This is a genomic window from Paraburkholderia diazotrophica (assembly GCF_900108945.1).
Classification (GTDB): Bacteria; Pseudomonadota; Gammaproteobacteria; order Burkholderiales; family Burkholderiaceae; genus Paraburkholderia; species Paraburkholderia diazotrophica.
On record NZ_FNYE01000027.1, the window covers coordinates 78,256 to 104,151 of the forward strand.

General features: G+C 62.1%; 23 protein-coding genes. 6 read left to right on the forward strand and 17 right to left on the reverse strand.

Translation table 11 applies throughout. The annotated features are described in order from the left end of the window. Nucleotides 1-30: 30 nt before the first annotated feature. The 3 genes from BMW76_RS27605 to BMW76_RS27615 all read right to left on the reverse strand — a co-directional run bounded on the left by BMW76_RS27605 (nt 31) and on the right by BMW76_RS27615 (nt 3,997). Complete coding sequence (locus BMW76_RS27605) at nt 31-1,206, reverse strand: CaiB/BaiF CoA transferase family protein (protein ID WP_245763406.1); 1,176 nt, start codon at nt 1,204-1,206, stop codon at nt 31-33. Further along, a complete protein-coding gene (locus BMW76_RS27610) occupies nt 1,206-2,378 on the reverse strand; it encodes a mandelate racemase/muconate lactonizing enzyme family protein (RefSeq protein WP_090871027.1) in 1,173 nt (390 codons plus the stop codon). The genes BMW76_RS27605 and BMW76_RS27610 overlap by 1 nt, the downstream gene beginning before the upstream one ends. Before the next feature lie 143 nt (nt 2,379-2,521). Beyond that, complete coding sequence (locus BMW76_RS27615; RefSeq protein WP_407669029.1) at nt 2,522-3,997, reverse strand: benzaldehyde dehydrogenase; 1,476 nt, start codon at nt 3,995-3,997, stop codon at nt 2,522-2,524. Nucleotides 3,998-4,202: 205 nt separating this feature from the next. On the opposite strand from BMW76_RS27615, the gene BMW76_RS27620 reads away from it, so the two are divergent. Then, nucleotides 4,203-5,366: an acyl-CoA dehydrogenase family protein gene (locus tag BMW76_RS27620; RefSeq protein WP_245763407.1), complete on the forward strand. Its 1,164-nt coding sequence runs from the start codon at nt 4,203-4,205 to the stop codon at nt 5,364-5,366. Nucleotides 5,367-5,487: 121 nt separating this feature from the next. Here the strand turns inward: BMW76_RS27620 and BMW76_RS27625 are convergent, their stop codons facing one another. From BMW76_RS27625 to BMW76_RS27640, 4 genes are all read right to left on the reverse strand, one after another. Continuing rightward, nucleotides 5,488-6,150, reverse strand: coding sequence for a TetR/AcrR family transcriptional regulator (locus BMW76_RS27625; RefSeq protein ID WP_090871031.1), 663 nt, complete (start codon nt 6,148-6,150; stop codon nt 5,488-5,490). 11 nt (nt 6,151-6,161) lie between these two features. Next, a complete protein-coding gene (locus BMW76_RS27630) occupies nt 6,162-7,394 on the reverse strand; it encodes a CaiB/BaiF CoA transferase family protein (protein WP_090871033.1) in 1,233 nt (410 codons plus the stop codon). Nucleotides 7,395-7,553: 159 nt separating this feature from the next. Next, a complete protein-coding gene (locus BMW76_RS27635; protein ID WP_090871035.1) occupies nt 7,554-8,831 on the reverse strand; it encodes an MFS transporter in 1,278 nt (425 codons plus the stop codon). A 14-nt stretch (nt 8,832-8,845) separates the two neighbouring features. Further along, entirely contained in the window at nt 8,846-9,979 is a 1,134-nt protein-coding gene (locus BMW76_RS27640; protein ID WP_090871037.1) for a porin, read from the reverse strand. An 830-nt stretch (nt 9,980-10,809) separates the two neighbouring features. On the opposite strand from BMW76_RS27640, the gene BMW76_RS27645 reads away from it, so the two are divergent. Beyond that, a complete protein-coding gene (locus BMW76_RS27645; protein ID WP_090871039.1) occupies nt 10,810-11,394 on the forward strand; it encodes a VOC family protein in 585 nt (194 codons plus the stop codon). A gap of 41 nt (nt 11,395-11,435) precedes the next feature. Here the strand turns inward: BMW76_RS27645 and eutA are convergent, their stop codons facing one another. From eutA to ehuA, 5 genes are all read right to left on the reverse strand, one after another. After that, complete coding sequence (gene eutA / locus BMW76_RS27650) at nt 11,436-12,227, reverse strand: ectoine utilization protein EutA (RefSeq protein ID WP_090871041.1); 792 nt, start codon at nt 12,225-12,227, stop codon at nt 11,436-11,438. A 3-nt stretch (nt 12,228-12,230) separates the two neighbouring features. Beyond that, nucleotides 12,231-12,890 carry an ectoine/hydroxyectoine ABC transporter permease subunit EhuD gene (gene ehuD, locus BMW76_RS27655; protein ID WP_090871043.1) on the reverse strand — a complete coding sequence of 220 codons (660 nt, stop codon included), beginning with the start codon at nt 12,888-12,890 and terminating at the stop codon, nt 12,231-12,233. A gap of 4 nt (nt 12,891-12,894) precedes the next feature. After that, nucleotides 12,895-13,554, reverse strand: a complete 660-nt coding sequence (ehuC, locus tag BMW76_RS27660) for an ectoine/hydroxyectoine ABC transporter permease subunit EhuC (protein ID WP_090871045.1) — start codon at nt 13,552-13,554, stop codon at nt 12,895-12,897. Between the two features lie 73 nt (nt 13,555-13,627). Next, complete coding sequence (ehuB, locus tag BMW76_RS27665; RefSeq protein WP_090871047.1) at nt 13,628-14,470, reverse strand: ectoine/hydroxyectoine ABC transporter substrate-binding protein EhuB; 843 nt, start codon at nt 14,468-14,470, stop codon at nt 13,628-13,630. 72 nt (nt 14,471-14,542) lie between these two features. Beyond that, nucleotides 14,543-15,445, reverse strand: coding sequence for an ectoine/hydroxyectoine ABC transporter ATP-binding protein EhuA (gene ehuA / locus BMW76_RS27670; RefSeq protein WP_090871049.1), 903 nt, complete (start codon nt 15,443-15,445; stop codon nt 14,543-14,545). Nucleotides 15,446-15,865: 420 nt separating this feature from the next. Here ehuA and doeA point away from each other — a divergent pair, with 420 nt between their 5' ends. Then, entirely contained in the window at nt 15,866-17,086 is a 1,221-nt protein-coding gene (gene doeA, locus BMW76_RS27675; RefSeq protein WP_090871087.1) for an ectoine hydrolase DoeA, read from the forward strand. Nucleotides 17,087-17,161: 75 nt separating this feature from the next. After that, entirely contained in the window at nt 17,162-18,250 is a 1,089-nt protein-coding gene (locus BMW76_RS27680; protein WP_090871051.1) for an alcohol dehydrogenase family protein, read from the forward strand. A 74-nt stretch (nt 18,251-18,324) separates the two neighbouring features. Here the strand turns inward: BMW76_RS27680 and BMW76_RS27685 are convergent, their stop codons facing one another. From BMW76_RS27685 to BMW76_RS27700, 4 genes are all read right to left on the reverse strand, one after another. Continuing rightward, nucleotides 18,325-19,266, reverse strand: a complete 942-nt coding sequence (locus BMW76_RS27685; protein WP_090871052.1) for an ABC transporter substrate-binding protein — start codon at nt 19,264-19,266, stop codon at nt 18,325-18,327. Nucleotides 19,267-19,362: 96 nt separating this feature from the next. Then, complete coding sequence (locus BMW76_RS27690; protein ID WP_090871054.1) at nt 19,363-20,388, reverse strand: ABC transporter permease; 1,026 nt, start codon at nt 20,386-20,388, stop codon at nt 19,363-19,365. Nucleotides 20,389-20,407: 19 nt separating this feature from the next. Further along, complete coding sequence (locus tag BMW76_RS27695; protein ID WP_090871056.1) at nt 20,408-21,919, reverse strand: sugar ABC transporter ATP-binding protein; 1,512 nt, start codon at nt 21,917-21,919, stop codon at nt 20,408-20,410. 239 nt (nt 21,920-22,158) lie between these two features. Beyond that, a complete protein-coding gene (locus BMW76_RS27700) occupies nt 22,159-22,920 on the reverse strand; it encodes a GntR family transcriptional regulator (protein ID WP_090871058.1) in 762 nt (253 codons plus the stop codon). A 161-nt stretch (nt 22,921-23,081) separates the two neighbouring features. Between BMW76_RS27700 and BMW76_RS27705 the strand changes: the two genes are divergently transcribed. Next, on the forward strand, nt 23,082-24,380 hold the full coding sequence (locus BMW76_RS27705; RefSeq protein ID WP_090871060.1) for an L-fuconate dehydratase: 1,299 nt from the start codon (nt 23,082-23,084) through the stop codon (nt 24,378-24,380). A gap of 27 nt (nt 24,381-24,407) precedes the next feature. On the opposite strand, the gene BMW76_RS27710 is transcribed toward BMW76_RS27705, so the two are convergent. Continuing rightward, nucleotides 24,408-25,082 carry a DUF4410 domain-containing protein gene (locus BMW76_RS27710; protein ID WP_090871062.1) on the reverse strand — a complete coding sequence of 225 codons (675 nt, stop codon included), beginning with the start codon at nt 25,080-25,082 and terminating at the stop codon, nt 24,408-24,410. 349 nt (nt 25,083-25,431) lie between these two features. On the opposite strand from BMW76_RS27710, the gene BMW76_RS27715 reads away from it, so the two are divergent. Next, a complete protein-coding gene (locus BMW76_RS27715) occupies nt 25,432-25,896 on the forward strand; it encodes a (2Fe-2S)-binding protein (RefSeq protein WP_090871064.1) in 465 nt (154 codons plus the stop codon).

The window sequence follows — 25,896 nt, forward strand, 5'->3', positions numbered from 1 at the left end:
TCGTCTCCACCTATTCACTGACGCGGCCCGCTACACACTTTGCGCGACACCATCGAGCAGGCGCGCGATGTCATCCGGCGAGTAGCCGAGTTCCGCGAGCAGCACGCTCGTCGAGTCGCCCACGGCCCCGACGGGATGACATGGCGCCGCCGGCGTCGCGCTGAAGCGCGGGGCGGGGCCAGGCTGCGTAATGCCGTCGACCGTCGCGAACGTGCCTCGCGCCTCGTAATGCGGATGGTGCGGCGCCTCGTCGAGCGACAACACGGGCGCAAAGCACACATCCGTGCCTTCGAGCAGTTCGCACCATTCGGCACGCGTCTTCTGTCTGAACGCTTCGGCGACGCGTTCCTTGAGCGCCGGCCACTGCGATTCGTCCCACTGCTGATCGAACGCTGCATCGTCCAGTCCGACGAGTTCGCGCAAGAGCTTGTAGAACTGCGGCTCGATCGAACCGATGGAGATGTACTTGCCATCGGCGCACGCATACGCATCGTAGAAGTGCGCGCCGCCATCGCCGTTGTTCGTGCCTGCCTCGGCGTGCCAGATGCCCGCCGAACGCCAGCCATACATCAGCGATGCAAGCAGCGCAGCGCCTTCGCAAATCGAAGCGTCGACCACCTGGCCTTGTCCGCTCAGCTTCGCCTGATGCAGAGCCGACAGCACGCCGAACGCGAGCAGCATGCCGCCGCCGCCGAAATCGCCGATCATGCCGGGCGCGGGCACAGGCGGCTCGCCTCGACGCGCCGTCGAATGAAGCGCGCCCGCCAACGCGATGTAATTGATGTCGTGCCCTGCGGCTTGCGCAAGCGGACCCGTTTGCCCCCAGCCCGTCACGCGCCCATACACGAGCGACGGCTTGCGCGCGAGGCACACGTCTGGACCGAGCCCGAGCGATTCCATCACGCCTGGACGAAAGCCTTCGAGCACGATATCGGCGCGCTCGATCAAAGACAGCGCGATTTCCGTCGCCTCCGGATGCTTCAGATCGAGCGCAATCGATTCGCGTCCGCGCGCGAGCACGTCGCTGCTGCGCGCGGTCAGCGCGCCCGCGCCGCTGTCGCGAACCGGGGCCCGCTTCGTCGCGCGATCGATGCGGATCACGCGCGCGCCATGGTCCGAAAGCATCATGCCCGCGAACGGCGCGGGACCGAGCCCCGCGAACTCGATGACGGTGATCCCCGTCAGAGGTCCCTTGCGCTCCATCATCACAGCGCCACCACGCGCGCTTCCTTGCCCTTCGTGAGATTGCGCACCAGGAATTCTTCGTTCAGCTCGATGCCCAGACCCGGCCCTTCGTTCGGGTACGTGTAGCCGTTTTCGAAACGCGGCACGTTCAGTGCGATGTCGGCGCCCGGCGCGATGTCCTTGCTTTCCCACACGCCGTGAATCGTCAGCGGCCCGATCGACTCGTTCAGAAATTGCGACGCCCACTGGTTGCTCGTCCACAGATGCGCGGACGGGCTATGCTCCAGACCCGAGCCGATCATGCAGCCGCACATCACGGGCAGCCCCGAGAGCCGCGCAAGCGTCAACCAGCGCTGCGACTTCAGCAGCCCGCCTGCCTTCTGCAATTTGATGAAGAGGCCATCGGCCGCGCGCCGGTCGATGATGTCCTTGATGTGATGCAGTTCCTTGGCCGCCTCGTCGGCGTAGATCGGCGTGCGTACCTGGGCGCGCAAACGCGCCATTCCTTCGATGTCCCAGTGCGGCAACGGCTGCTCGATCAGTTCCAGATTCGCGTCGTCCAGGCGGCGAATCGTGCGCAGCGCCGTTTCGTAGTTCCAGAAGCCGTTCGCATCGACCGTGAGGCGGATGTCCTTGCCCACCGTCTCGCGCACCGCATACACCATCCGGATGTCGTCTTCGACGGAGCCGAAGCCCGTCTTCATCTTCAGCAGCTGGAAGCCTTGCTTGTGAGCAACGATCGCCTCGGCCGCCACCTGTTCAGGCGTGCCCGCCGACAGCACCCAGCCCATCGCCGCGCCCGCGATCGTGCGCCCGCCGAGCAACTCGTACACGGGCACGTTGAACAGCTTGCCTTTGAGATCGTGCAGCGCGAAGTCGACGGTCGCCTTTGCCTGGTTGTTGTCGCGCACCAGCAGATCCATCTTGCCGACGAGCTTCTCGATGTTGCGCGGATCTTCGCCCAGCAGGACGCGCGGCGCGATGACGTCGCAGATCATCGACATGATCGAGCCCTGCATCTCGCCCATGTACCACGACGACGTGTCGCCCGAATCCGAAAAGCCCACCGTGCCGTCATCGCACGTGAGCTTGAGGATCACGCTGTCGATCGCCTCGATGCGCGTGTTCGGCATGATCATCGGCTTCTTCATCGGGGTGGAGACGGGAATGACTTCGACTTTGACGATCTTCATGATGGGTCCAATGGGTTCAAGTAGGCAGAGGTAAGGGAGCCCTGCCGCGCTCGGTGGCTTGCGTGCGAGAAGCGCGGTTGGGCAGCGTTGGCGATGTGTCTGATAGAAGAAAGAAGTGGCGTTGTATGGCCGCAGCCACAACGTCACAGCGGATATTGCGGCGGCGTCTGACGCACCGTGATCCATCGCCATTGGGTGAACTCGTCCCAGTTGGCGGGGCCGCCGTGACGCGAGCCGTTGCCGGACGCACCGCGTCCGCCCATCGGCATCGTGCCGTCGTCGTTCACGGTCTGGTCGTTGACGTGCACGAGACCCGTGCTGAGCCGATCGGCGATGGCCATTCCTCGGCCCACGTCGCGTGTGTAGATGCCCGCCGACAGGCCGTACTCGCTGTCATTCGCATGATCGATTGCTTCGTCATCCGAAGCAAACGGCGTGATGCATACGACCGGCCCGAAAATCTCGTCGCGGAACGCGGGCATCTCGGGCGTGACGTCCGCGAGCACGGTCGGCTGATAGAACCGGCCTTCGCCGCTGCCACCCGCGAGCAGCTTCGCGCCCATCCGCACCGATTCGTCGACGATCTGCTGCACGCGCTTGACTTGCTTGCGCGTGATGATCGGGCCGAGCGCGACGTTGCCCGTATGCGGGTTGCCGACGGGCAGTTGCTTCGCCTTGTCGGCCATGCGCTGGGCGTAGGCATCGGCGATCGATTCGTGGACGAGATGACGGCCCGCGCTCATGCAGATCTGCCCTTGATGCAGCCATGACGCCCAGCTACCACCCGATACGGCGAGATCGAAATCCGCGTCGTCGCAAATGATGAGTGAGTTCTTGCCGCCCAGTTCGAGAGCGACCTTCTTCAGATGCTTGCCCGCGAGTTCTCCGATACGGCGGCCGACCGCAGTCGATCCCGTGAACGAAATCATCGCGACATTCGCATCGGTGACGAGCGCCTCGCCCGCATCGGCTTCGCCGGGCAGCATGCCCAGCACGCCTTCGGGCAAGCCGGCCTGCTGAAGCAACAGCGCGAGCAGCACCCCGCCCGATACGGGCGTGCGCGGATCGGGCTTCAGCACGACCGCGTTGCCGGTTGCGAGCGCAGGCAGCGTCGCGCGTGACGTCAGCAGGAAGGGAAAGTTGAACGGCGAAATCACGCCGACGACGCCATGCGGCACACGCCGCGCCATACTCACGACGCCCGGCTGGCTCGGCAGCACGAGTCCCGGCGGCTGCGTCAGCATCGCGGCTGCCTCGTGCAGCAGATGCAAGACGGACTCGATTTCGAAACCGGCCTTGGGTCCGATCGCGCCTGTTTCGCGCACGATCCATTCGGCGTATTGAGCGCGGTTCGCATCGAGCAGCGCGGCGGCCTTGCGAAAGATCGCCGCGCGCGACGGATAGGGCATCGCTGCCCACGCGGCTTGCGATTCGGCCGCCAGCGCGCACGCTGCGCGCACGTCCCCTGCGTTCGCCTTGCCCGTCGTCGCCAGTTGCAGGCCCGTGGCGGGCTCCACGACGTCGATGCGACCGCCGGCAAGTGATTTCCAGTTGCCGAGCAATCCGCAGCCCGACCAGTCAACGGCATTCAATAGGTTGTCCGCCATATCTGTCTCCATGATTCGCCCTGTCTTCTGAGGTATTTCGCTGGCGTGGAATCGACTATAAAAGTCGTCGCAATAAAAGTCAACCAACTGGTAGGTTGACTTTTTGCATGTCGATCGACAATACTTTCGTCAAGGTCGTTGCATCGGCGAACCATTTGCGTTTGCAAATTAGCCAACCGATAGGTTGATACATTCAGACAAGGATCAAGGAGACACCGTGGAATCTCTGTTCGGTAACTATCGTTCGCCGTGGATGACGGAAGAACTGGACATGCTGCGCACGACGGCACGCCGCTTCTTCGAGAAGGAAGTCACGCCGCACCAGGAAAAGTGGCGCAAGCAGCATTACATCGACAAGTCGGTGTGGCTGAAGGCGGGAGAGCTGGGCCTGATCGGCGTCAGCTATCCGGAGGAATACGGCGGTCACGGCGGCAATTACGCGCACGACGTCGTGATCATGGAAGAGCAGGCGCGCGCCTGCGACACCGCCTGGGGCTACGTGCCAGGCGTGATCGGCGCGCCGACCACGCTGATCCTGACGGGTACGCCCAAGCAGATCGACAAGTGGCTGCCGCCCATCATCCGCGGCGAAAAACTGCTGGCGTTCGCGGCCACCGAGCCGGACTGCGGCACCGACATCAAGACGCTTCGCACGACGGCGCGCCGCGAGGGCGACGAGTACGTGCTCAACGGCTCGAAGATGTTCATCACGCACGGCTCGCGCTCTGACCTCGCCATCGTCGCCGCGCGCACGAACGGCCCCGGCGCGAAGGGCATCTCGCTCTTCATGGTCGAGAAGGACAAGGTGAGCGGCTTCAAGGTCAACAAGATTCTCGAGAAGATGGGCCAGCACGGCCTCGACACCTGCGAAATCTTCCTCGACGACGTGCGCGTGCCGGCGGAGAACCTGCTCGGCGGCGTGGAAGGCAACGGCTTCGGCAAGATGATGGACAGCTTCGTGAAGGAGCGCCTGACGATCGCCGTGACCGCAATCGCCAGCACGGAACGCGCGATCGAACTGACGCTCGATCACGTCAAGCAGCGCAAGATGTTCAATCAGACGCTGTGGGACTTCCAGAACACGAAATTCAAGCTCGCCGAGAGCGTGAGCCAGGTGCGCATCGGCCGCGTGTTCATCGACAGCCTGATCCAGCGTCTGGTGGAGGGCGTCAACCCGCCGTCGGCGGAAGAAGCCGCGATGGCGAAGGTCTGGTGCTCGGAAGTGCAGTGGAAGGTGATCGACGAATGCGTGCAGCTGTTCGGCGGTTACGGCTACATGGCCGAATACCCGATCTGCCAGTTCATGATGGATGCGCGCATTCAGCGGCTCTATGGCGGCTCCAATGAAATCCTGAAGGAACTGATCGCCCGCAAGCTGTAAAAACGAAGCGCGGCCGCCTGATGCAGGCGGCCGCGAGCGTTTGAGGTGCTTTATCAATGAAATGAGGCGGGAACAAAAAAAGGCGGGACCTGCCCGCCTTTCTTGCTTCCTGGTGCTGTGCCTAGCGCTGGGGCTTGGCCGCGATGCCTTGAATCACCATGTTCATGAACGCCTCGACGACTTCGTCGATGCTGTACTTCCCATCTTCCTGATACCACTGCGGCACCCAGTTCAACATGCCGAACAGCATCGCCGACAGTAGCGCCGGCACGCACGGCTTGATGTCGCCCGCGGCGATGCCTTCCGTGATCAGGTCGCGCACGGTCGTATCGAGCCGGCGCTGGAAGCGGCGGATGTCGAGGCTCGCCTCCGTCGTCAGCGGACGCAGACCCACCACCACGAGACAGCGTCCGAAGTCGCTGTTCTGCGCATGCGCGAGGCTCTGCGCGAAGTAGCGCAGCCGCTGCAACGGCGGCTCGCTGCGATCCCGCACTTTTTCCACCACTTCATCGAGATTCTCGAACGACTTCACGAGGCAGAAGTACAGCACCTCTTCCTTATTCTTGATGTAGTGGTACAGCGTTGCCTTATGCATGCCGATCTGGTCGGCGATCATGTCGAGCGACGTGGCTTCGTACCCGTTCTGCGCGAAAAGCTGCGCAGCGATACGCAGGATCGCAAGGCGCTTGTCTTCGTGACGGACGACGGGCGGCGCCTTGCGGCGGCGCCCGGCCGGACGTTCGATGGGAGCCGGCAGCGCGGCTTCGTCGGGGCGTGTGGACATAGAACTCGATTTTACACGGGCGCGCCGATCGCGCCTTCCGCGATCAAGCGCTCAACTTGAGCGTCGGCAAAGTTCGCTTCGCGCAGGATTTCGCGCGTGTGCTCGCCGAGTTTCGGCGCGCGATGCCGCACTGCTCCGGGCGTGACGGACAGCTTCGCGGGCACGCCCGGCACCGACACCTCGCCTTCCAGCCCCGGATGCTCGACCTTCGGCAGCATATTGCGAGCCGCGAAATGCGGATCGGCGAAAATCTCCTCCGCTGTGTAAATGGGGCTGAACGGCACCTTCCCACCGAACATTTCGCGCAGTTCCGTCTTGGTGTAGCGCGTGGTGAACGCCTCGATCTCGCCGGTCAGTGCGTCATTGTTTTCCCAGCGAAGCGTTTCGGAGCCGAATCGCGGGTCCTTCGCCAGATCGTCGCGGCCCATCAGCCTGCAAAGCTGCAGCCATTGCGGATCGTGCGGCGCCGCGATCGCGATCATGCCGTCCTTCGCGCGCACTGTGCCTTGCGGCGCGAGACCCGGCAGATTGTTGCCCACCGGCTTCTGCGAAACGCCGCGATACGAATACTGGCTGACGAGAAGCTCCGACATCGAGAGAATCGAATCCGTCATCGCGACATCGACATACTGGCCCTGCCCCGTCGCCTTTGCGTGCCACAACGCGGCCATCGTGCCGAATGCCGCGTGCAGGCCCGGTACCGTATCGCCGGGGCCGCCGCCGACCTTCACGGGATGCTGTTCGTCTTCGCCCGTGATGCCCATCCAGCCGCCCATTGCCTGCGCAACGATGTCGAAGGCCGGCCAGTCCATGTAAGGACTCGCGCCGCCCGGCCTGTCGCCGAAGCCACGCACCGACGTGTAGACGAGACGCGGATTGATTTCCTTCAATTGCTCGTAGCCGATGCCCAGCTTCGTCAGCACGCCCGCGCGGTAGTTTTCGACCAGCACGTCCGCGCGCCGCACCAGCGTGCGGAACGTCTCCAGACCTTCGGCGCTCTTCAGGTTCAGCGCGATAGACCGCTTGTTCCGGTTGCACGACTGGAACAGCCCGCCGTAGTGACGCTCCCGGTCGTCATCGCGAAACGGGCCGATGCGGCGGAAGAAGTCGCCTTCCAGCGGTTCGACCTTGATCACGTCGGCGCCGTGATCGCCCAGAACCTGCGAGCAGAACGGGCCGGCCAGCGCATGTGTCAGGTCGAGAACGCGGACGCCGCGCAAGGCGCCGCTCAGGGAATTCGTCATGTGCTCCTCCAGTCAATCAACTGGTTGGTTGAATCGTCGGGTCATTATCGCCCAGTAGATGGGCCGATGTATAGCTTTTTGGCAAGCGTCATCCCTGTCACACCGACGCCGACCACGATCACGAAGTGCGCGATCGCGTGCTGGCGGCACCGGGGTGTTTCACTGTTCGTCTCCCGCTCGCGCCGCCGGATAGCGCCCGAGAAGCAGGATCGCCACTGCGCCGACAACGCACGCAACACACGACACTTCATGCACGACCGTATAAGACCCGAAGCGGTCGAACGCGATGCCATACAGGAACGGACCGACCGCGCCGCCGAGCGTCGCCGCGCCGAACAGGCAGCCGTAAATCGAGCCGAACGAACGCTTGCCGAAGTACTTGCGCGCGAGGAACGGAATCAGATCGCCTTCCGAGCCCGTCGAGATGCCGAGCAGCAGCGCCGCCAGAACGATCATCGCGGGCATCTGCGCCGCGTCGGTGAGGAAGATCGCAAAGCCCACTGCGCCGATGCCAAAGCTGACGAGCGCAACAAACGGAGCGAACACGCGATCGAGCAGCGCGCCGAGCCCGACCCGCGCAATCGCAAGACCCGCACCGACGACGCCCGCGGCCTGCGCGCCGACATCGCGGCCAAGCCCGCGATCGCTGACGAACGCGGCGAGGTGTACGAAGCCGCCGAGAATCGCGCTCGAAATCACGAACATCACGACGGCGAGCAGCCAGAAGCGATAGCCGCGCACCGCTTCTCCGAGCGTGAGTCCCGCTTCGAGCGACGCAGTCCGCACGCTCGCGCCGGCGCTTTTCTCGATGCGCACGTTTCGAAACAGCAGTCGATGAGCGACGATGCCGAACACCAACGCGGCCAACGCGCACACAGCGAACGAATGACGCCAGTCCATCATCACGCCGAGCCGGTTGGCGGCGATGGGCGCGAAGAACCCGCCCAGCCCCGTGCCGATCATCGCGAACCCGAGGGCCATGCCGAGCCGCTTGTCGAAGACGCGCGGCAATACGGCCAGATAGCCCGCCGCCGTCGTCGCCGCGCCGAGAAAGCCAATCAGAAAGCCGACGACGGCGACATACACATGGTTGGCGGGCGTCAGAGCGAGCGCGCCCAGAGACATCGAAAATAGCGCAATCGCACCCGCGATGACCTTGCTCCACCCAATGCGGTCGGCAAGATAGCCGGCGACGGGCGCGCCCAGCGCAGTGCCCGCCATCGCGAGCATCGGCAGCATCGCGACGTCGGAGCGTCCCCAGCCGAACGTCGCCGTCATCGGCTTCAGGAAAATGCCGATGACACTAAAAAACAGCGGACCGAATCCGAACATCAACCCGATTGCAGCACCACATACGACCCACACGCTCGCGGCCGTTTTCTCTTTCGACGACGCATCGAGCGCGGGCAACGCTTTTGTGCTCACAGGACGGCTCATGACGCGCTCTCCTTTCAAAACAGATGACGGATGCCGAGTTGCACGGCCGTCTGGTTACGCGACGACGACGCGCCCACGCCGTTCGGGAGCTTGGGAGACATCGAATACGGCGTCACCGCGAGAAAGTTGCCCGCGACGCTCGCGCCAGCGAACGCGTGCTGATAGGTGGCGAACGTGAACACGTCGGTGCGCTTCGACAGACGATAGTCGAGACCCGCGCTCGCAATGTCGAACTTGCCGAGCTTGCGCTCATCGACATAAGCGAAGCCCGCTCCGAGCTGGAAATACGGCGTCGCCTGCCAGGTGAGGCCGGCTTCATACGCGTTCGCGGTTATGGTGCCAAGCGGACTGTCGGATGCGTTCGTATAGGTGTACACGCCGTTGATGCCGAAGTTGCCGAGCTTCACCAGCCCGCCGAAGGCCGCGGTATAGATCGATTTTGCGCCCAGCGCGACCTGTGCAATCGTGCCGCCCGTGCCCGGCCCGCCGTTGCCGCCGTCGGTCTTCGTGAACGCCGCGCCGATGGAATACGGTGCGTTGAAGCTTCCCGTGGGGCTGTATTTGAGTCCGACGCTCAACACGCGCGCCGACGACGGTGAGCCACCGAACGCTCCCGCTGCGTTGCTGAAACCATACATCACGCCGGCGCCAAAGCCATGCACAGTCGGCGTCTCGTAGCGCACCATGTTGTGCACCTGTTCGCCGGCGAGACGGTCGATGTCGTTGCCCAGATGGAACGAGTACGACGGCGCGAACTGCGTGACGTTCGTGTAGTAGGTCACGTAGTCGTAGATGAAGTCGTAGTCGTTACCGGCGATCAGCGTACCGAACGTGTCGCTCGACAAGCCGACGAATGCGCGCCGGCCGAAGAGCGACCCGCCCTGTCCCGCGATGCCCGTATTCAGATCAAAGCCGTTTTCCAGCGTGAAAACCGCACGTAGACCGCCTCCCAGGTCCTCCGTGCCCTTCAATCCCCAGCGGCTCGACTGCGCGATTCCGCTGTCCATCTTCACCGTGCTGTGACCGCCCTGGTTGCTGATGTAGCTGATGCCGTCGTCGATGATGCCGTACAGCGTGACACTGCTTTGCGCGTGCGCCGCGCCTGCGAACAACGCAGCAAACGTGGCAGCCACCACCCGATGCTTCATGTCTGTCTCCTGAAACCAGCCATGCCGGTTCTGTTCTAGTTAGTACTACTAGTCGTGTAGCGTGTGATCGGTACAGATGCTTGCGTCCGCCGTGCATCATTCGAATGTATGCGTCCCATGCAGGGCGTTGCATCGAGACGGGGCCACTGGAAAGCCGGGCGTCGAGGGATCGAACCGTATCCGCGTTCCGTATCCAGGCCGCGTTCGCGCGAAAATCGCTTTTGGCCGAAACCGCGATTTCCCGCGCGCCTGTTTCGATGCAAAATTTCAACTCATGAGTTGAATTATTGACACGACGCCCTGAGGAGTCAACGACTGCGGCCTACGTGTTTACCTTGATATGCGCCTTGATCCCGGCCAAATAAGGCTCGAGCGGCGTCATTTTCAGTTTTATGCGCCGTTTCAGGTGGTTTGTGCAGCCCACATACTTCAACTATATGGTTGAAATATGAAGATCGGCGATGAGGGACTCCATCCCGCACGCATGCTCTGGAAGCGCGTAGCGCTCGGCACTCATGGCCTGCATCCGTGGAATAGCGCCTGCAAGCAATGCGTGCGGACCGGCGGCATCCCGGCCCAAGTTTGGATTGAGGCGTGACGAACTTGCGAAAACGCGGGTGGCGCCAGATCATTCGTTGCGCCCGCTACTTCATGCTTCGAATGGATCACGGCGCCGAGCTTCACGCCGTTTCGATGAACTCGCGCACATGTGGCCAACGTTGGGATTCTTTTGTGTCGAGCAGGTCGCCGTCTTCGCGGTTGCCTGCGGACACGCACGCGAGCAGTTTCGTTCGTTTATCTTAGGGTTTGTCACTACCGCCGGAGACATCATGACATCGTCGACAGCGACGCGAACCGGGCTCTCGCTCAGCCACATGGGCTTCTACGTCCACGATCTCGAACGATGCGAGGACTTCTATTCGCGCGTTCTGGAATTCACGGTGACGGATCGCGGCAGCCTTCCGACGCCGAACGGCAAGGTCCAGCTCGTGTTTCTGAGCCGCGATCCCGCCGTGCATCATCAGATCGTGCTGGCGGGCGGACGACCCGAGACGCTCGCGTTCAATCCGATCAATCAGATTTCTTTCGAAGCGGACAGTCTCGACACGCTCAGGCGTTTTCACCAGCGCTTCATCGACGAAAAACTGCAGGAGATCGCCCCCGTCACGCACGGGAATGCGATCTCGTGCTACGCGCGAGATCCTGAAGGAAACCGTTTGGAGATCTTTATCGACACGCCCTGGTACGTGGACCAGCCGATGCGCGTGCCCGTCGATTTCTCGCTGCCGGACGACGAGCTCCTCGCAGCCGTCGAACGGCACGCGCGCACGCTGCCCGGATTCAGGCCGCGCGACGAGTGGGAAGCGGAAATGGCGAAGCGGATGGGATCAGCTGAAAAGCGGCCGTGGCCATAACGCGGATCGACTGTATCGCAAGCCGACGCTGCGTCGTGACGTCATGCCTCAAGCAGCGCGTCCGCAGCCGGTAGCGGCCACATCATCAGTTGCCCCAGGCGCGGTTTAGGTTCGTTGTCGCCGCAAAGACGCAGGCACATCCACGCAGTCGCGAGATTGCTGCTCACGACAGGCTTGCCGAGCAACGCCTCCATTCGCCCGATGACAGCCGCTGCACGCACCGCCGTGCACGAAATAAAGAGCGCATCCGACTCGGGCGCCATCGCATTGCGCGCGTACGCCACGATATCGTCGTGCGAAATCCGCGCCATGTCGCGGTCGTCAGTCAGACCGATGCACATGAAGCGATCGATCACGAAGCCTTTGGCAGCGAAATACTCGGCCATCGGCTGGCTGGTCTCGACGGTATAGGGCGTCAGCACGCTGATGCGCCGCGCACCGATCGTTCGCAGTGCGGTCACGGCGGCCATCGTCGGCGTGACGATATGTGCATCGGGTTTCGCCGCGCGAATCGCCCGCTCGATCGCCTCGTCTCCGATCATCACGGATGCCGACGTGCACGAGTACATCACCACGTCGAGCGCTTCATCCGGCAGGATCAGCGCTGCGCCCGCAGTCAGCGAAGGCTGCATCGCGCGCAGGTTGTCGGGCGTCACCGGGTTCGCGTACGGCACGCGATTCGTGTAGATGCCGATCCGCTCATTCGCGACGAGCCTGGCGAAATCGGGCTCCGTGGTGTGGTCGGTTGCGAGAATCACAAGGCCGATGCGCTTGTCGATCGCGCGTGCGTCCAGTTGAGGGACTGCGTTCAGCGGATGAATGACGATAGCCATCGATCAGTGCCCCAGAGCGGGAAATCGTTTTTCGAGCAGTCTCACGCCGACCACGGCCACAAGACTGATGCACAGAAAAAGCACGCCGACCAGCGTCATCGGCTCGAGATAGCGGTAGTCCGTGTTCGCGATGATCTTCGCTTCGTTCATCAGTTCGAGCACGGTGATCGCCGACAGCAACGGCGTCTCCTTGAACATCGAAATCAGATAGTTCGCGAGCGCGGGCAACATCGGCGGAACCGCTTCGGGCAGGATCACGTGCTGCCACATCTGCTGCGCGTTCAGGTTGCATGCCTTGGCGGCCTCCCACTGCCCACGCGGCACGTTTTCGATGCCCGTCCGATACACCTCCGCTGCGTAAGTCGCGTAGTGCACGCCGAGCACGAGCACGCCCGCCGCCAGCGCGGGCATACGGATGCCGATATCCGGCAGTACGTAGAACACGAAGTACAGTTGCACGAGCAACGGTGTGCCGCGAATGAAGCTCACGATGGCCGTCGTCGTGCGCGACACTGCCCGGTTCGGCGCGAGGCGCAGTATCGCGAACACCATGCCGATCACGGCTGCAACGATCGCGCCGAGCAAGGTCGCGAGCACGGTGATCTCCAGCCCCCGCAACAGGATCGGCAGAATCCCGAATGCGAAACTCCAGTCCCATTCCATGCCGTTATCTCCTCATGCCGTCGAGACCGAATGTCATCCGGCGTTCGAGCTTGCGCATGCCGAACGAAATCAGGCATGCCATTGCGAAGTAAAGCGCGAGAATCGCCGCGAACGGTATCAACGTGTTGCCCGTCTGCGAACGCACCACCTGCGCCTGGAATGTCATGTCGCCGAGCGAGATCAGCGATACGACTGCCGTGCCCTTGAGCAACTCGATTGCGTTGTTGCCGAAAGTGGGCAGCATCAACGGCAATGCTTGCGGCAGGATCACATGACGCATGCGCTGATAGACGGACAGATTCAACGCAACGCACGCGCTGCGCTGCTCCTGGCCGACCGCGACGATCGCGCCGCGCACCACTTCCGCACCATACGCGCCCACGTTGAGGCCGAGCGCGAGCACGCCCGCCTGTAGCGGCGTGAGCGTGAGGCCGATCATCGGCAAAACGAAATACGCCCAGAACAGCTGGACGAATACCGATGTGCCGCGAAAGAACTCGATATACGCGGTAGCGAGCGCACGTACCGCGGCGAATGGCGACAGGCGGCCAAGGCCTGCGACGAACGCCATCACGAGCGCGAGGACCGCCCCCATCACCGTGAGTTCGACGGTCGCAACGGCGCCCTTCATGATCAGCGTCAGATAGCCGGACCAGTGGTTCATAAGCGCACCTCGAAGGCAGCCAAGATACTGGCTAGCGCACGAACGAATCGCGCACTAGCCGGTTTGTACAGACTCAGTTCGACGCCGAGCACAGCTTGTCGCGGCTCGTCGACATCGCCGCCTTTGCCGAAAAGCCGTAAGGCTCGACGATCTTCGCGAACTCGCCGGATGCCTTGATCTTCTTCAACTCGACGTCGAACGCATCGCGCAGCGCCGTGTCCTGCTTGCGGAACGCCACGCCGTCGCATTGCACGGGCGTGCCTTGCACGGGCGCGATCGATTCCAGACCGCTGTCCTTCGCTTTCGACAGCAGATCGCTGATCGAGAGCAACGGCAGCGCGAACGCGTCGATGCGGCCGTCCTGAAGCATCTTCAGCCCGCTCTGTCCGTCGGGCACGATGACGATACGGTCCGTCGGAATATGTGCGGCCGTCGCCAGTTTCTGTTCGGTGGTGCCGCCCTCGACGCCGATCACCGCCTTCGGGTCCTTGGCGATTTCATCGTAGGTCTTGATGCTCTTGGTGTTGCCCTTCTTGACGGCGAACGCCTCAACTGCGCAAAGCACAGGCTCCGAGTACGCGACGGCCGCGCAGCGCTGCGGCGTCATGAAGAGGCCGGCTGCAATCGCGTCATGCCGTCCCACTGCTAGGCCCGGAATCATCGCGCCATACTCGGAAACCGACGCGACGACATCGTTGACGCCGAGCTTCTTGAAGACCGCGCGCGCGACATCGGGCGCGGCGCCCGTCACCTTGCCGTCGGCGCCGACTGCCGTGAACGGCGGTTCGTTGGCAATGGCGATGCGCGCAAAGCCTTGCTCCTTGAGTTGCGTCAGTTTGTCCTCTGCATTGGCTGCGGAACAGGCCAGAGTGAGTACCGACAACGTCCCCGTGATCAGAATCGCCTTCAGTTTCATGGTTTTTGGCTCCTAACGCCTGGTGGTGTGCGTGATGTGCGTGGTGGTCTTGCGATAAGCGTTGCGGGTTAATCAGATTCTGTGACCGGCTGCGATGATCTTGCGCAGGAACGCCTGAGTCCGCTCGTGTTCCGGATGTCTGAATATGTGCTCGGGCTTGCCTTCTTCGACGATCCTGCCGCGATCGAAAAACAGCACGCGGTCCGCGAAATCGTGCGCAAAGCCCATTTCGTGCGTGACGAGCAGCATCGTCATGTCGGTTTCTTTGGCGAGCCTCTGCATCACATTGAGTACTTCTTCGACGAGTTCCGGATCGAGCGCCGAAGTGACTTCATCGAAAAGCATGATCTTGGGTGCGAGTGCAAGCGCCCGCGCAATCGCGACACGTTGCTTTTGTCCGCCGGAAAGTTGCGCGGGCCGGCTCTTCGCCTTGTCGGCCATGCCGACCATGTCGAGCAGTTCCAGTGCGCGCTTTTCCGCCGACTCGCGACTCTCGCCTTTTGTCAGAATCGGCGCGAGCGTCACGTTGTCGAGCACGCTCTTGTGGGGAAACAGATTGAAGTGCTGAAAGACCATGCCGATCTTCTCGCGCATCTTCTGCAGATGACGCTCGTTCGCGGGGATCATCTGGCCGCCGCGCTGCATGTGGAAGAGCTGTTCGCCATCCACTTCGATATGACCGCCATCGATCGTTTCGAGTGTCATCAGGATACGAAGAATAGTGGTCTTCCCTGATCCCGATGGTCCGATCAATGCGAGCTTCTCGCCCGGCATCACATTGAGCGAAAGCTCGTCGAGCACGGTAAGCGCGCCATAGCGCTTGGTGATGCGATCGATCCTGATCAGCGGCCTGGTGGCAGGCGTCTTCTCTCGAATGGAAGAGGCGTCACCGGCGGCGGCCTGCACATCCGGCGAAAGAGTCTCCTGGGCAATTCCTGAAGCGCTTGGCATTGGGGTCACTCGCGCGGTTTTCATGTTGGTCCGGGGTTCCGTTCATCACGCCTGCATGGGGTTAGTGTGCGTGTTGCGGCAGTGCAGGAAGAGCGGCTATGCAAACCAGCATACAAAGCCATATTCGTGATCCGATTGCTCTAGAACAATTCTCTCTGGACCTGTATGGACCGCAAAAAAGCCTTATACGCCGTGGTGCAAAGGGCAATGCGGAAGAGCGGGCGAGCGCATCAGGGACAACACCTATAAGCGCAACGCAAGACATTTCATCGCCGATGCAACGAGCCATCGTGCCCTCGTTCGATCTGCCGATGAAGATTGAACTAGCACATTTGGAGCCTATTTTTCACAGCATTAGACTGCGCTCAGCAGTACCTGCTGGCGCCTCATTCAGGTGCGTGGGACGCCACTTCTGTGACGAGTTCGTGCATGGAGACGAGAAAGATGTCAGATACAACAAAACAGGACCCGCCTGCCAAGGGACCATCGGTTCGCCTGCCTTTCGATCGCGCCGAATACGACGCACGCATCGCGAAGACACGCAAGGCGATGGAGAAGGCGCAGATCGATCTGCTGATCGTCACCGATCCGACCAACATGGCGTGGCTCACGGGCTACGACGGCTGGTCGTTCTACGTGCATCAATGCGTGCTGCTCGCGCTCGACGGCGAGCCCGTCTGGTACGGCCGCGGTCAGGACGCGAACGGCGCGCTGCGCACCGTGTTCATGAAGCGCGAGAACATCATCGGCTACCCCGATCACTACGTGCAGTCCACCGAGCGTCATCCGATGGACTATCTCGCGCGCGAAGTGATCGAGGCGCGCGGCTGGCAGTCGCGCCGCATCGGCGTCGAGATGGACAACTACTATTTCAGCGCGGCCGCCTACGCATCGTTGCAGCGCAATCTGCCGGACGCGACGTGGCGCGATGCGACGGCGCTCGTCAACTGGCAGCGCGCCATCAAGTCGCCGCGCGAGATCGAGTACATGCGCATTGCCGCGCGCATCGTCGAGAAGATGCACGCGCGTATCGTCGAGCGGATCGAGCCGGGCATGCGCAAAAGCGATCTCGTCGCCGACATCTATTCGGCGGGGATCACGGGCATCGAGGGCTACGGCGGTGACTATCCGGCGATCGTGCCGCTGTTGCCCACAGGCGCCGATGCCGCCGCGCCGCATCTGACCTGGGACGACTCGCCATTCGAAAAGAACGCGGGCACGTTCTTCGAAATCGCCGGCTGCTTCAAGCGTTACCACTGCCCGCAGTCGCGCACGGTGTATCTCGGCAAGCCGCCGCAGCATTTCATCGATGCGGAAAAGGCCGTGGTCGAAGGGATCGAAATGGGGCTTGCGGCCGCGAAGCCGGGCAATACCTGTGAAGACATCGCGAATGCGTTCTTTGCGGTGCTGCGCAAATCGGGCATCGAGAAGAACAGCCGCTGTGGTTACCCCATCGGCGCGAGCTATCCGCCGGACTGGGGCGAGCGCACGATGAGCCTGCGTCCCGGGGACAAGACGGTCCTCGAACCCGGCATGACGTTCCACTTCATGCCGGGCCTGTGGCTCGACGACTGGGGACTCGAAATCACGGAGAGCATCCTGATTACCGAGTCGGGTGTCGAGCCGTTATGCAACACGCCACGCAAGCTGTTCATCAAGCCATAAGGCCGCAGCAGCCCGGATGCCGGCGCGCTTGCAGCGCATTTGCGCCGCGCATCCGTCAACGCCAAGAGGAGAACCATGCTTCCTAAAACGATGAAGGCCATTGTGCTGACCGCTCACGGCGGACTCGACAAGCTTGTCTATCGCGACGACGTGCCCGTTCCCGCCTGCAACGCCGGCGAAGTGCTGCTCGAAGTCACCGCTTGCGGGCTGAACAATACCGACGTATGGGTTCGCCAGGGCGCGTATGGCACGGACGACGATCCGCAGGCCGTCTCCACCTGGCGTCGCGGCCGCTCGACGCTGACGTTCCCGCGCATCCAGGGCGCTGATATCGTCGGCCGGGTGGTTGCGGTCGGAAGCGGAGTCAGCGATGCGCGCATCGGCGAACGTGTGATCGTCGACGCGTCGATCTACAACCGCGACGACGACAGCCTCGCCGATATCGACTACATCGGCCACGGCCGCGACGGCGGCTACGCCGAATACACAGCGGTGCCCGCAGAAAACGCGCATCGCGTCGACTCGCACTACACCGATGCCGAACTCGCGACGTTCTGGTGCGCGTATCACACAGGCGAACAGATGATCGAGCGGGCCGCCGTCAAGAGCGGCGAAACGGTGCTGATCACGGGCGCTTCGGGCGGCGTCGGCTCCGGCATCATTCAACTGTGCCGCGCCCGCGGAGCGATTCCCTATGCCGTCGTCAGCAAGGGCAAAGAAGAAGCCGTGCTCAAGCTCGGCGCAGAAGGCGTGATGCTTCGCGACACCGACGACTTCGCCGCTGACGTTGCGCGCATGACAGGCGGCCGACCCATCGACGTAGTCGCCGATCTCGTCGGCGGTGCGCTGTTCGGAAAGCTGCTGAACGTGCTGCGCCCGGAAGGACGCTACACCACGGCGGGCGCGATCGCCGGGCCCGTCGTGCAACTCGACTTGCGCACGATGTATCTGAAGCAGCTTCAGCTGAACGGCTCTTCGCAAGGCACGCGCGGCGCGTTCAAACGCGTGCTCGACTACATCGAGGCGGGCACGATCAAGCCGATTCTGGCCGCGACCTGGCCGCTGTCGCAGTTTCATGAAGCACAAACGCAGTTCATGTCGAAGAGCTTTGTCGGCAACATCGTCGTGATTCCGGACAGGCACTACGCGAAAGCCGCTTCATAACACATGGCCACAGGACGAAAAAAGAGGAAGGGCCGCAGCCCTCCCTCTTTCTCAGAACGCACTACCGACGCCCATCAGTCATATAGCACTGCGGAAATCTTCGGGTCGTTCATGTTGCTCTTGTCGTACCAGTAGTACCCTGTGTCGACTTTCTTCGGCAGCTTCTCGCCTTTCAACGCCTTCACCGCCGAGTCGACGACGCATTTGCCGATACCGATCGGGTTCTGCGTGATCGCGCCCGCCATCAAGCCTGATGTGATGTCCTCTTTTTGCTCCTTGCCCGAGTCATAGCCGATCAGCACGAGTTTCTTGCCCGATTCCTTGACGCCGATTGCCGCGCCTTCCGCCGAGCCTTCGTTCGCGCCGAAAATGCCCTTGATATTCGGGTTGGCCTGAATCATCGCCTTGGCGATTTCCGCCGACTTCAAGTGGTCGCCGCCGCCATACTGCACAGAGACTATCTTGATGCCGGGATGCTTCGTCTTCATCTCGTTGAGAAAGCCGTCACGGCGATCGATTCCCGTGCGGCTCGTCTGATCGTGCACGATCACGCCGACCTCGCCCGAGTTGCCGATCATTTCGGCCATCTTGTCGGCGGCGAGCGCGGCGGCCGCAAGGTTGTCCGTCGCGCAGGTCGTCAACGGGATGTTGCTGTCGACGCCCGAGTCGAACGCGATGACGGGGATCTTGCTCGACTGCGCGCGCTTGAGCAGCGGAATCGCCGCCTTGCTGTCGAGCGCGGCAATGCCGAGTGCCTGTGGTTTCTTCGCGAGCGCGGCCGAGAGCATGTCGATCTGCTTGTCGACCATCGCTTCCGTTTCCGGGCCCTCGAAGGTGATCCTGACGTTCTGCTCCTTCGCGGCCTGTTCCGCCCCGGATTTCACTGCCTGCCAGAACTGGTGCTGAAAGCCCTTCGAGATGAGCGGAATATACGGCTCGTCCGCATACGCAAGACTGGTCACGCCAGCGAGCGCACCGACACCGATCGCGATACTGATGAGTCTTCTTTTCAACATGGGGTTTCTCCTCCTAAGGTAGGCCATCAACCTCCAGCCGTTGAGGGAGCCTTTACGTGCTACGTGCTCCCCTTCTTGATCTTGTCCCGTACTGTGTCAGCCCTTCTTGCGTCGCAGGATGTCCGCGTACACCGCGAGAATGATAATGAGCCCCGTCACCACGATCTGCCATTCCTGCGCAACCGACATGATGCGCAGCCCATTCGTCAGCACGCTCATGATGAATGCGCCGATGATCGTGCCCAGTATCGTGCCCGAGCCGCCGCTAAGAGAAGTGCCGCCGATGACGACGGCAGCAATCGCTTCCAGTTCGTAGCCCTGGCCCAGCGCCGGCTGCGCCGAGTTCAAACGCGATGCGATGAGCAGTCCGGCGACGCCGCAAATCGCGCCGCCCACGCCATAAATCGCGATCTTCCAGCGGTCCACGTTCACGCCCGAAAGCCGCACGGCTTCTTCATTGCTGCCGAGCGCGAACGTATAGCGGCCAAGCGCCGTGCGATTGAGCGCGATCGAACTCGCGATCGCAAGAGCGAAAAGGATCAGCACTGCATTCGGCACGGGCACGCTGGGCAAGAAATAGCCGATCAGCGAGTCCTGCGAGATCATGTAGAAGTTCTCGGTGTCGGTGAAATAGATCGGCTGATCGGAGGACACGACGAGCGAAAGCCCTTTCAGCAACAGCATCATGCCGAGCGTCGCGATGAACGGCGGGATCTTCATTTTCGCCGTCAGCGTGCCCGATACGGTTCCGCAGACCGCACCCGTTGCAATCGCAGCGACCACGCCGATCCACATCGGCAAATGCCAGTACGTGAGAAACACGCCGCAAATGACGGCGGTAAAAGTCATCAACGTGCCAACGGACAGATCGATGCCGCCTGTGATGATGACGAACGTGCTCGCGATCGCCAGCACGCCGTTGACGGCCGTCGCCTGCAAGATGCCGAGGATGTTGTCCATCTGCATGAATGCGGGCGAAGCAAAGCTGAAGAAGATCAGCAGCAGGATCAGGCTCGCGAAGGCGAGCAGCTTTTGCAAAGCAGTCGGCGAAAAGACACGGGCTCTCAGACCCGACATTCGTCTTTCGTTGGATAGCGCTGCAGTATCCGATGGCTGTGTCATGTACTTGACCTCTTGGGGATCAGGCTACTTTCAAGGTTTCGCGCTGCGTCGCGAGATGCATGATGCGCTCTTGCGTCGCGTCGCTCGCGGACAGTTCGCCCGTGATGCGGCCTTCGCACATCACCACGATGCGATCGCTCATGCGCAGGATTTCCGGCAATTCCGACGAAATCATGACGATCGCCTTGCCTTGCCCGGCAAGCGAGCGCAGCAGCTTGTAGATTTCGCTCTTGGCGCCGACGTCGATGCCGCGCGTCGGCTCGTCGAAGAAGAGCACGTCGCAGTCCCGTTCTAGCCATTTCGCAATGACGATCTTCTGCTGGTTGCCGCCGGAGAGAAGCCGCACAGGCTGTGTCGGCGAAGGCGTGCGGATCGCAAGCAGACTGATGAAGCGGGATGCCGCCTTGCGCATCTGCGCGCGGCGCAGGAAAAACTTCAACGACAGGAATTTACCCAGGTCGGACATCACGATGTTCGACTCGACGTCCATCCCCGTTGCAAGACCGAAGCGCTTACGGTCTTCGGACAGATAGCCGATCCCGCGCGCCACCGCGTCGCTGGGTCTTTTGATCACCGCCCTCAAGCCGTTCACGAAGATATCGCCGGATTCGACGGGATCGGCGCCGAACACGGCGCGCGCGACCTCGGTGCGGCCCGCGCCCATCAGGCCAGCAAAGCCCAATATCTCGCCTTTACGCAGCGTGAAACTCACATCCCTGACGAGCGGGCCGGCGTTGAGATATTTTACTTCGAGCGCGACGTCGCCTTTCTCCGTGGTGCCGTGCGTCGGCGTCACGTCGGCCAGCGTGCGGCCCACCATCATGCCGATGATCGCCTGCACGCTGGTATCGGCCGTGGCCACCGTCGCGACGTACTCGCCATCGCGCAGCACCGTGACGCGGTCGGAAATCTGCTTCAGCTCATCCATCTTGTGCGAGATGTAGATGATTCCCACGCCTCTGTCCTTCAACTGCCGGATGATGCGAAAGAGCTCGGCGATCTCGGCGTCGTTGAGCGCGGAAGTGGGCTCGTCCATGATCAGCACGCGCGAATCGAAGGACAACGCTTTCGCGATCTCGACCATCTGCTGACTCGCGACCGTCAGCGTGCCGACCACCTTGCGCGGATCGAGCCGCACATGCATGCGCGCGAGAATATCGGCTGCTTGCGCATTGAGCCTGTCTTCGTCGAGGAAAACGCCGAGCCGTCCGCGCGGCTCGCGTCCAATGAAAATGTTCTGCGCGACGGTCAAATGATTCATCAGTTGCAGTTCCTGATGAATGATGCCGACGCCGACGGTCTGCGCATCGCGTGGACACGTGAACTCGACGGGCTTACCGTCATAGAGAATCTCGCCGGAATCGCGCGTATAGACGCCCGCGAGAATTTTCATCAGCGTCGACTTGCCAGCGCCGTTCTCGCCCATCAGCGCGTGGACTTCGCCCGCCACGAGTTCGAACTGGACCTCATGCAGCGCCCTTACACCGGGAAAGCTCTTGCTAAGCTTATTGACTGAAATGAGCGGCGTCATGGCGCGGACCTGCCGACAAATGGCTGACGGCCGCTGGCTCCGACGCAACGGCCAAAGGCCTCCTCGCGGGAAGCAGATAGGTGAAGCACTGGTCGTCGTTGTCTTTCAGGACTGGAAACAAAACGAGAAGCCAGACACATTACCGGGGCCCCCTTGATCCCATGCAGCGAGCGTTGGCGCTGCGTAAAGTGGTTCACGTTCAGTGGTTCAGGTTCGCAGATTCATCATCGTGTGAGTCGTTACGGCCCGAAAAGATCCGGTCTTTCCTTCGCAGACCGGCGCAGCTCGGCAACCACCTGATCGAGATGACCGTGCATCGCTTTCGCCGCCGCGTCGGCCTTTCCGCTACGAATCGCTTCGAAGATGATCTCGTGCTCCTCGAGCGTATGTACGAGCCGCTCGGGACTTGCTAGCAATTGCCTCGCGCGATCGAGTGCATTGCGCGACACCGCGACGATTTCCTTCACTCGCGGCAGATTGACGGCATCGAGCAGGACTTCGTGAAAAGCCAGATCGAGTACATGAAACGCGAGGCGTTCGCCACTTTTCACTGCTTTGCGCTGCTCATCGAGATTGATCGCGAGTGCATCGAGCGTCGCCTTGTCGTGCATCAGCGCGACATCCCGCACGGTCTCGACTTCGAGCGCGCTACGGATGAACAGATGCTGACGGATGTCGTCGAGCGCAATCGGCTTGACGCGCGTGCCGCGCTGCGGAAGCACTTCGACGAGCCCAGCATGCGCGAGCCTCGCCAACGCAGCGGAAACCGGAAAGCGCGATACGCCCATCCGTTCGCAGACCGCCATCTTGTCGATCATCATCCCCGGTTCCAGCACCAGCGTCACGATCGCTTCTCTCAGCGCCTGTTCGACTGCGTCGGTCAGGCTGCCCCGCTCGCCGCCCCTGATCTTTGGCAATGCGTCATACGGATTACTGACGGCACTCGCTGCATCGGATGAAGTGCTCACGGCGTGCTTGATTTCGTTAAGACATGCTAGCATGCTAGGAAGTGAATGAAGTGTTGTCAACGCGTGCAAACGCTTAGCAAATACGCTCGGTGATTTCCCTAACCGGGGCTTACGTGGCGCTTGCATGCACGAGCCGGTCCGTCTTTGTTCGCAGGCGGAAGCCGATAGCCATCGCCCCCCGGAGGGTTGCTCAGATGACCACGATCACCAGTCTGTCCGTTCGGGACATCCGCTTTCCCACTTCGCGCTCCCTCGATGGCTCGGACGCGATGAACGCCGCGCCGGACTACTCCGCCACTTACGTCACGCTCGAAACCGATTCGCCGAAGAAGCTCGCGGGTCATGGCCTCACGTTCACGATCGGACGCGGCAATGAAATCTGCGTGGCCGCCGTCAATGCATTGGCGCCGCTCGTCATCGGCAAGCGCCTTGAAGATATCTCAGCGAACATGGGTGCTTTCTGGCGCGAGGTGACTTCGGATAGTCAACTGCGCTGGATCGGCCCTGACAAAGGCGCGATCCATCTGGCGACGGCGGCCGTCGTGAACGCGGTGTGGGACCTGTGGGCGAAAGCGGAAGGCAAGCCTGTGTGGAAACTGCTCGTCGACATGAGCCCGGAAGAACTCGTGCGCTGTCTCGACTTCCGCTATGTGACGGACGCGATCACGCCGCACGAGGCCATCGCGATGCTGCATCGTCACGCAAGCACGAAAGGCGAGCGCGAAAAGGAAATGCTCGCGCGCGGCTATCCGGCGTACACCACGTCGGCGGGCTGGCTCGGCTATGACGACGAGAAGATCCGCCGGCTCGCGCGCGAAGGCGTCGCGCAAGGCTGGACGCACTTCAAGCAGAAAGTGGGCGGCAGCCTCGAAGAGGATGTGCGGCGCGCGCGAATATTGCGCGAAGAGATCGGCGCAGACCTGAAGCTGATGATGGACGCGAATCAGGTGTGGGACGTCGATGAAGCCGTCGCCAACATGCGGCGTCTCGCGGAATTCGATCCGTGGTGGATCGAAGAGCCGACGAGCCCCGACGACATTATCGGCCACGCGGCGATCCGCAAGCGCCTTCATCCCATCGGCGTCGCGACGGGTGAGCATTGCCACAACCGCGTGATGTTCAAGCAGTTGCTACAGGCGCAGGCGATCGACTTCTGTCAGGTGGATAGCTGCCGTCTGGGCGGACTCAACGAGGTGATCGTCGTGCTGCTGATGGCGGCGAAGTTCGGTGTGCCTGTGTGTCCGCATGCGGGCGGCGTCGGTTTATGCGAGTACGTCCAACATATTTCTCTGTTCGACTATATCTGCGTATCGGCCTCGCTGGAAAACCGCGTGCTCGAATACGTCGATCATTTGCATGAGCACTTCGTCGATCCCGTCGTGATTCGCAACGGTCGCTACATGCCGCCGCAACGCGCGGGCTATAGCATCGAGATGAAGGCCGCGTCGCTCGACAGGCACGGCTTTCCTCAAGGCGAGGCGTGGCGGGTCTGAGAAAGCGCGTTAGCCGGAGCGCGCCGCTCACTGCTGCGGTGCTTCGGCGCGCCCTTTCATTCGCGCGACGACAGCATCGGCGACCTGTCCCGCAACCTCTTTGATATTTGCCTTCTCGTCGTTGCCCGCCATCACATACCTTGCCGCGGCCACATAGGGATTGAGCTTGACCATCGCGCCCGGCGCATGCTTGCGCGATTGACCTTCAATCTCCTGATAAAGCGGTTGCGGCGTCGGATTGGGCAACGCATCGATTGCGATCGCGAGTTCGATCTTGCCTTGTCCCGCGCCGAAACCCACCACGGCGCGCCGCACGCGATTGCCCTCGTCGACGCTCAGGAATACGCCGCGCACCAGCCAGCCTTGCGCAGGCACTTCGGTGGTTCCGGAAACGCGGCGCGCATCGACGCCTTTGCTCCGCAGATCGGCAATCAGGGTATCGGACATCTCGGCTACGATCTGCTGGGACTTCGCCTTCGGGTCCTGCTGTGTCAGGTGCAGCGGGGACACGCTGCCGGCAAGGCGACGCGCCCTGCTCAGCCGGCTCTGGTCCGGCGTAACGTTGGCCGCATCGAGTTCGAAGTCGGAGACATAAACGGCCGTCGCTCCGGGCACCACATGCGCTTCCTGCGCGATTCCCACCGACGCGAATGCGAACAGCCAGATGGCCGCGAGCGAGCACTTCAACGATCGATTGTTCATCGGCGGCTCTCCTGATCGTCGGAATCGTGACGGAATCGATGCGCCACACGGCGAATATACGCCTCCTGCATCGCGCCGGCCGACGAACGGTCCCGCAGGATTAGGCAAGACTTCGAGAGTTTCCGAATAACAGAAAACGCTGGCTTTGAGCCACACTCCACAGGTTCCCATTGCGTCGCCGGCACTCCGCGCGCCGTGGCCGCGAAAGCATGGCAAACGCAGCGAGCGCTTCGCCGCAGTTCCACCCGCCGCGCAGTTCTCCCGCCGTATGGCGCCAGCCACGAAACATCGCGAAACGCCAGGCAACGCGCACGAACGATCAGCACCCGAACCACACTCGGAGTCATCGATGTCCACCACTTTGTTTCTCAACGGCAAGTCCACGACGCTGGACGCCGATCCCAACATGCCGCTGCTGTGGGCGATCCGCGAAGTCGCGGGCCTGCACGGAACGAAGTTCGGCTGCGGCATGGCGCAATGCGGCGCGTGCACGGTCCATCTCGAAGGGCAGCCGATACGCTCGTGCGTCACGCCGCTGTCGGCTGTCGAAGGCCGCCATGTCACGACGATCGAAGGGCTGCAGGGCAAGCCGGCCAAGGCCGTGCAGGCGGCCTGGGTGAAGTTGCAGGTGCCGCAGTGCGGCTACTGCCAATCCGGGCAGATCATGTCCGCAGCCGCGTTGCTCGCGCAAAACCCGAAGCCCTCCGACGCCGACATCGACGCCGCGATGAGCGGCAACATCTGCCGCTGCGCGACGTACACGCGCATTCGCGCGGCGATCCACGATGCGGCCGATGCCGTCAGCAGGGGGTGA

Coding starts and splice junctions, on each gene's coding strand:
- eutA (WP_090871041.1), bottom strand. CDS start 12,227: ATGGCTATCGTCATTCATCCGCTGAACGCAGTCCCTCAACTGGACGCA.
- ehuB (WP_090871047.1), bottom strand. CDS start 14,470: ATGAAACTGAAGGCGATTCTGATCACGGGGACGTTGTCGGTACTCACT.
- BMW76_RS27715 (WP_090871064.1), top strand. CDS start 25,432: ATGTCCACCACTTTGTTTCTCAACGGCAAGTCCACGACGCTGGACGCC.
- BMW76_RS27680 (WP_090871051.1), top strand. CDS start 17,162: ATGCTTCCTAAAACGATGAAGGCCATTGTGCTGACCGCTCACGGCGGA.
- BMW76_RS27695 (WP_090871056.1), bottom strand. CDS start 21,919: ATGACGCCGCTCATTTCAGTCAATAAGCTTAGCAAGAGCTTTCCCGGT.
- ehuA (WP_090871049.1), bottom strand. CDS start 15,445: ATGAAAACCGCGCGAGTGACCCCAATGCCAAGCGCTTCAGGAATTGCC.
- BMW76_RS27705 (WP_090871060.1), top strand. CDS start 23,082: ATGACCACGATCACCAGTCTGTCCGTTCGGGACATCCGCTTTCCCACT.
- BMW76_RS27625 (WP_090871031.1), bottom strand. CDS start 6,150: ATGTCCACACGCCCCGACGAAGCCGCGCTGCCGGCTCCCATCGAACGT.
- BMW76_RS27640 (WP_090871037.1), bottom strand. CDS start 9,979: ATGAAGCATCGGGTGGTGGCTGCCACGTTTGCTGCGTTGTTCGCAGGC.
- ehuD (WP_090871043.1), bottom strand. CDS start 12,890: ATGGAATGGGACTGGAGTTTCGCATTCGGGATTCTGCCGATCCTGTTG.
- BMW76_RS27605 (WP_245763406.1), bottom strand. CDS start 1,206: ATGATGGAGCGCAAGGGACCTCTGACGGGGATCACCGTCATCGAGTTC.
- BMW76_RS27645 (WP_090871039.1), top strand. CDS start 10,810: ATGACATCGTCGACAGCGACGCGAACCGGGCTCTCGCTCAGCCACATG.
- BMW76_RS27690 (WP_090871054.1), bottom strand. CDS start 20,388: ATGACACAGCCATCGGATACTGCAGCGCTATCCAACGAAAGACGAATG.
- BMW76_RS27710 (WP_090871062.1), bottom strand. CDS start 25,082: ATGAACAATCGATCGTTGAAGTGCTCGCTCGCGGCCATCTGGCTGTTC.
- doeA (WP_090871087.1), top strand. CDS start 15,866: ATGTCAGATACAACAAAACAGGACCCGCCTGCCAAGGGACCATCGGTT.
- ehuC (WP_090871045.1), bottom strand. CDS start 13,554: ATGAACCACTGGTCCGGCTATCTGACGCTGATCATGAAGGGCGCCGTT.
- BMW76_RS27615 (WP_407669029.1), bottom strand. CDS start 3,997: ATGGAGACAGATATGGCGGACAACCTATTGAATGCCGTTGACTGGTCG.
- BMW76_RS27700 (WP_090871058.1), bottom strand. CDS start 22,920: ATGCTAGCATGTCTTAACGAAATCAAGCACGCCGTGAGCACTTCATCC.
- BMW76_RS27635 (WP_090871035.1), bottom strand. CDS start 8,831: ATGAGCCGTCCTGTGAGCACAAAAGCGTTGCCCGCGCTCGATGCGTCG.
- BMW76_RS27610 (WP_090871027.1), bottom strand. CDS start 2,378: ATGAAGATCGTCAAAGTCGAAGTCATTCCCGTCTCCACCCCGATGAAG.
- BMW76_RS27630 (WP_090871033.1), bottom strand. CDS start 7,394: ATGACGAATTCCCTGAGCGGCGCCTTGCGCGGCGTCCGCGTTCTCGAC.
- BMW76_RS27685 (WP_090871052.1), bottom strand. CDS start 19,266: ATGTTGAAAAGAAGACTCATCAGTATCGCGATCGGTGTCGGTGCGCTC.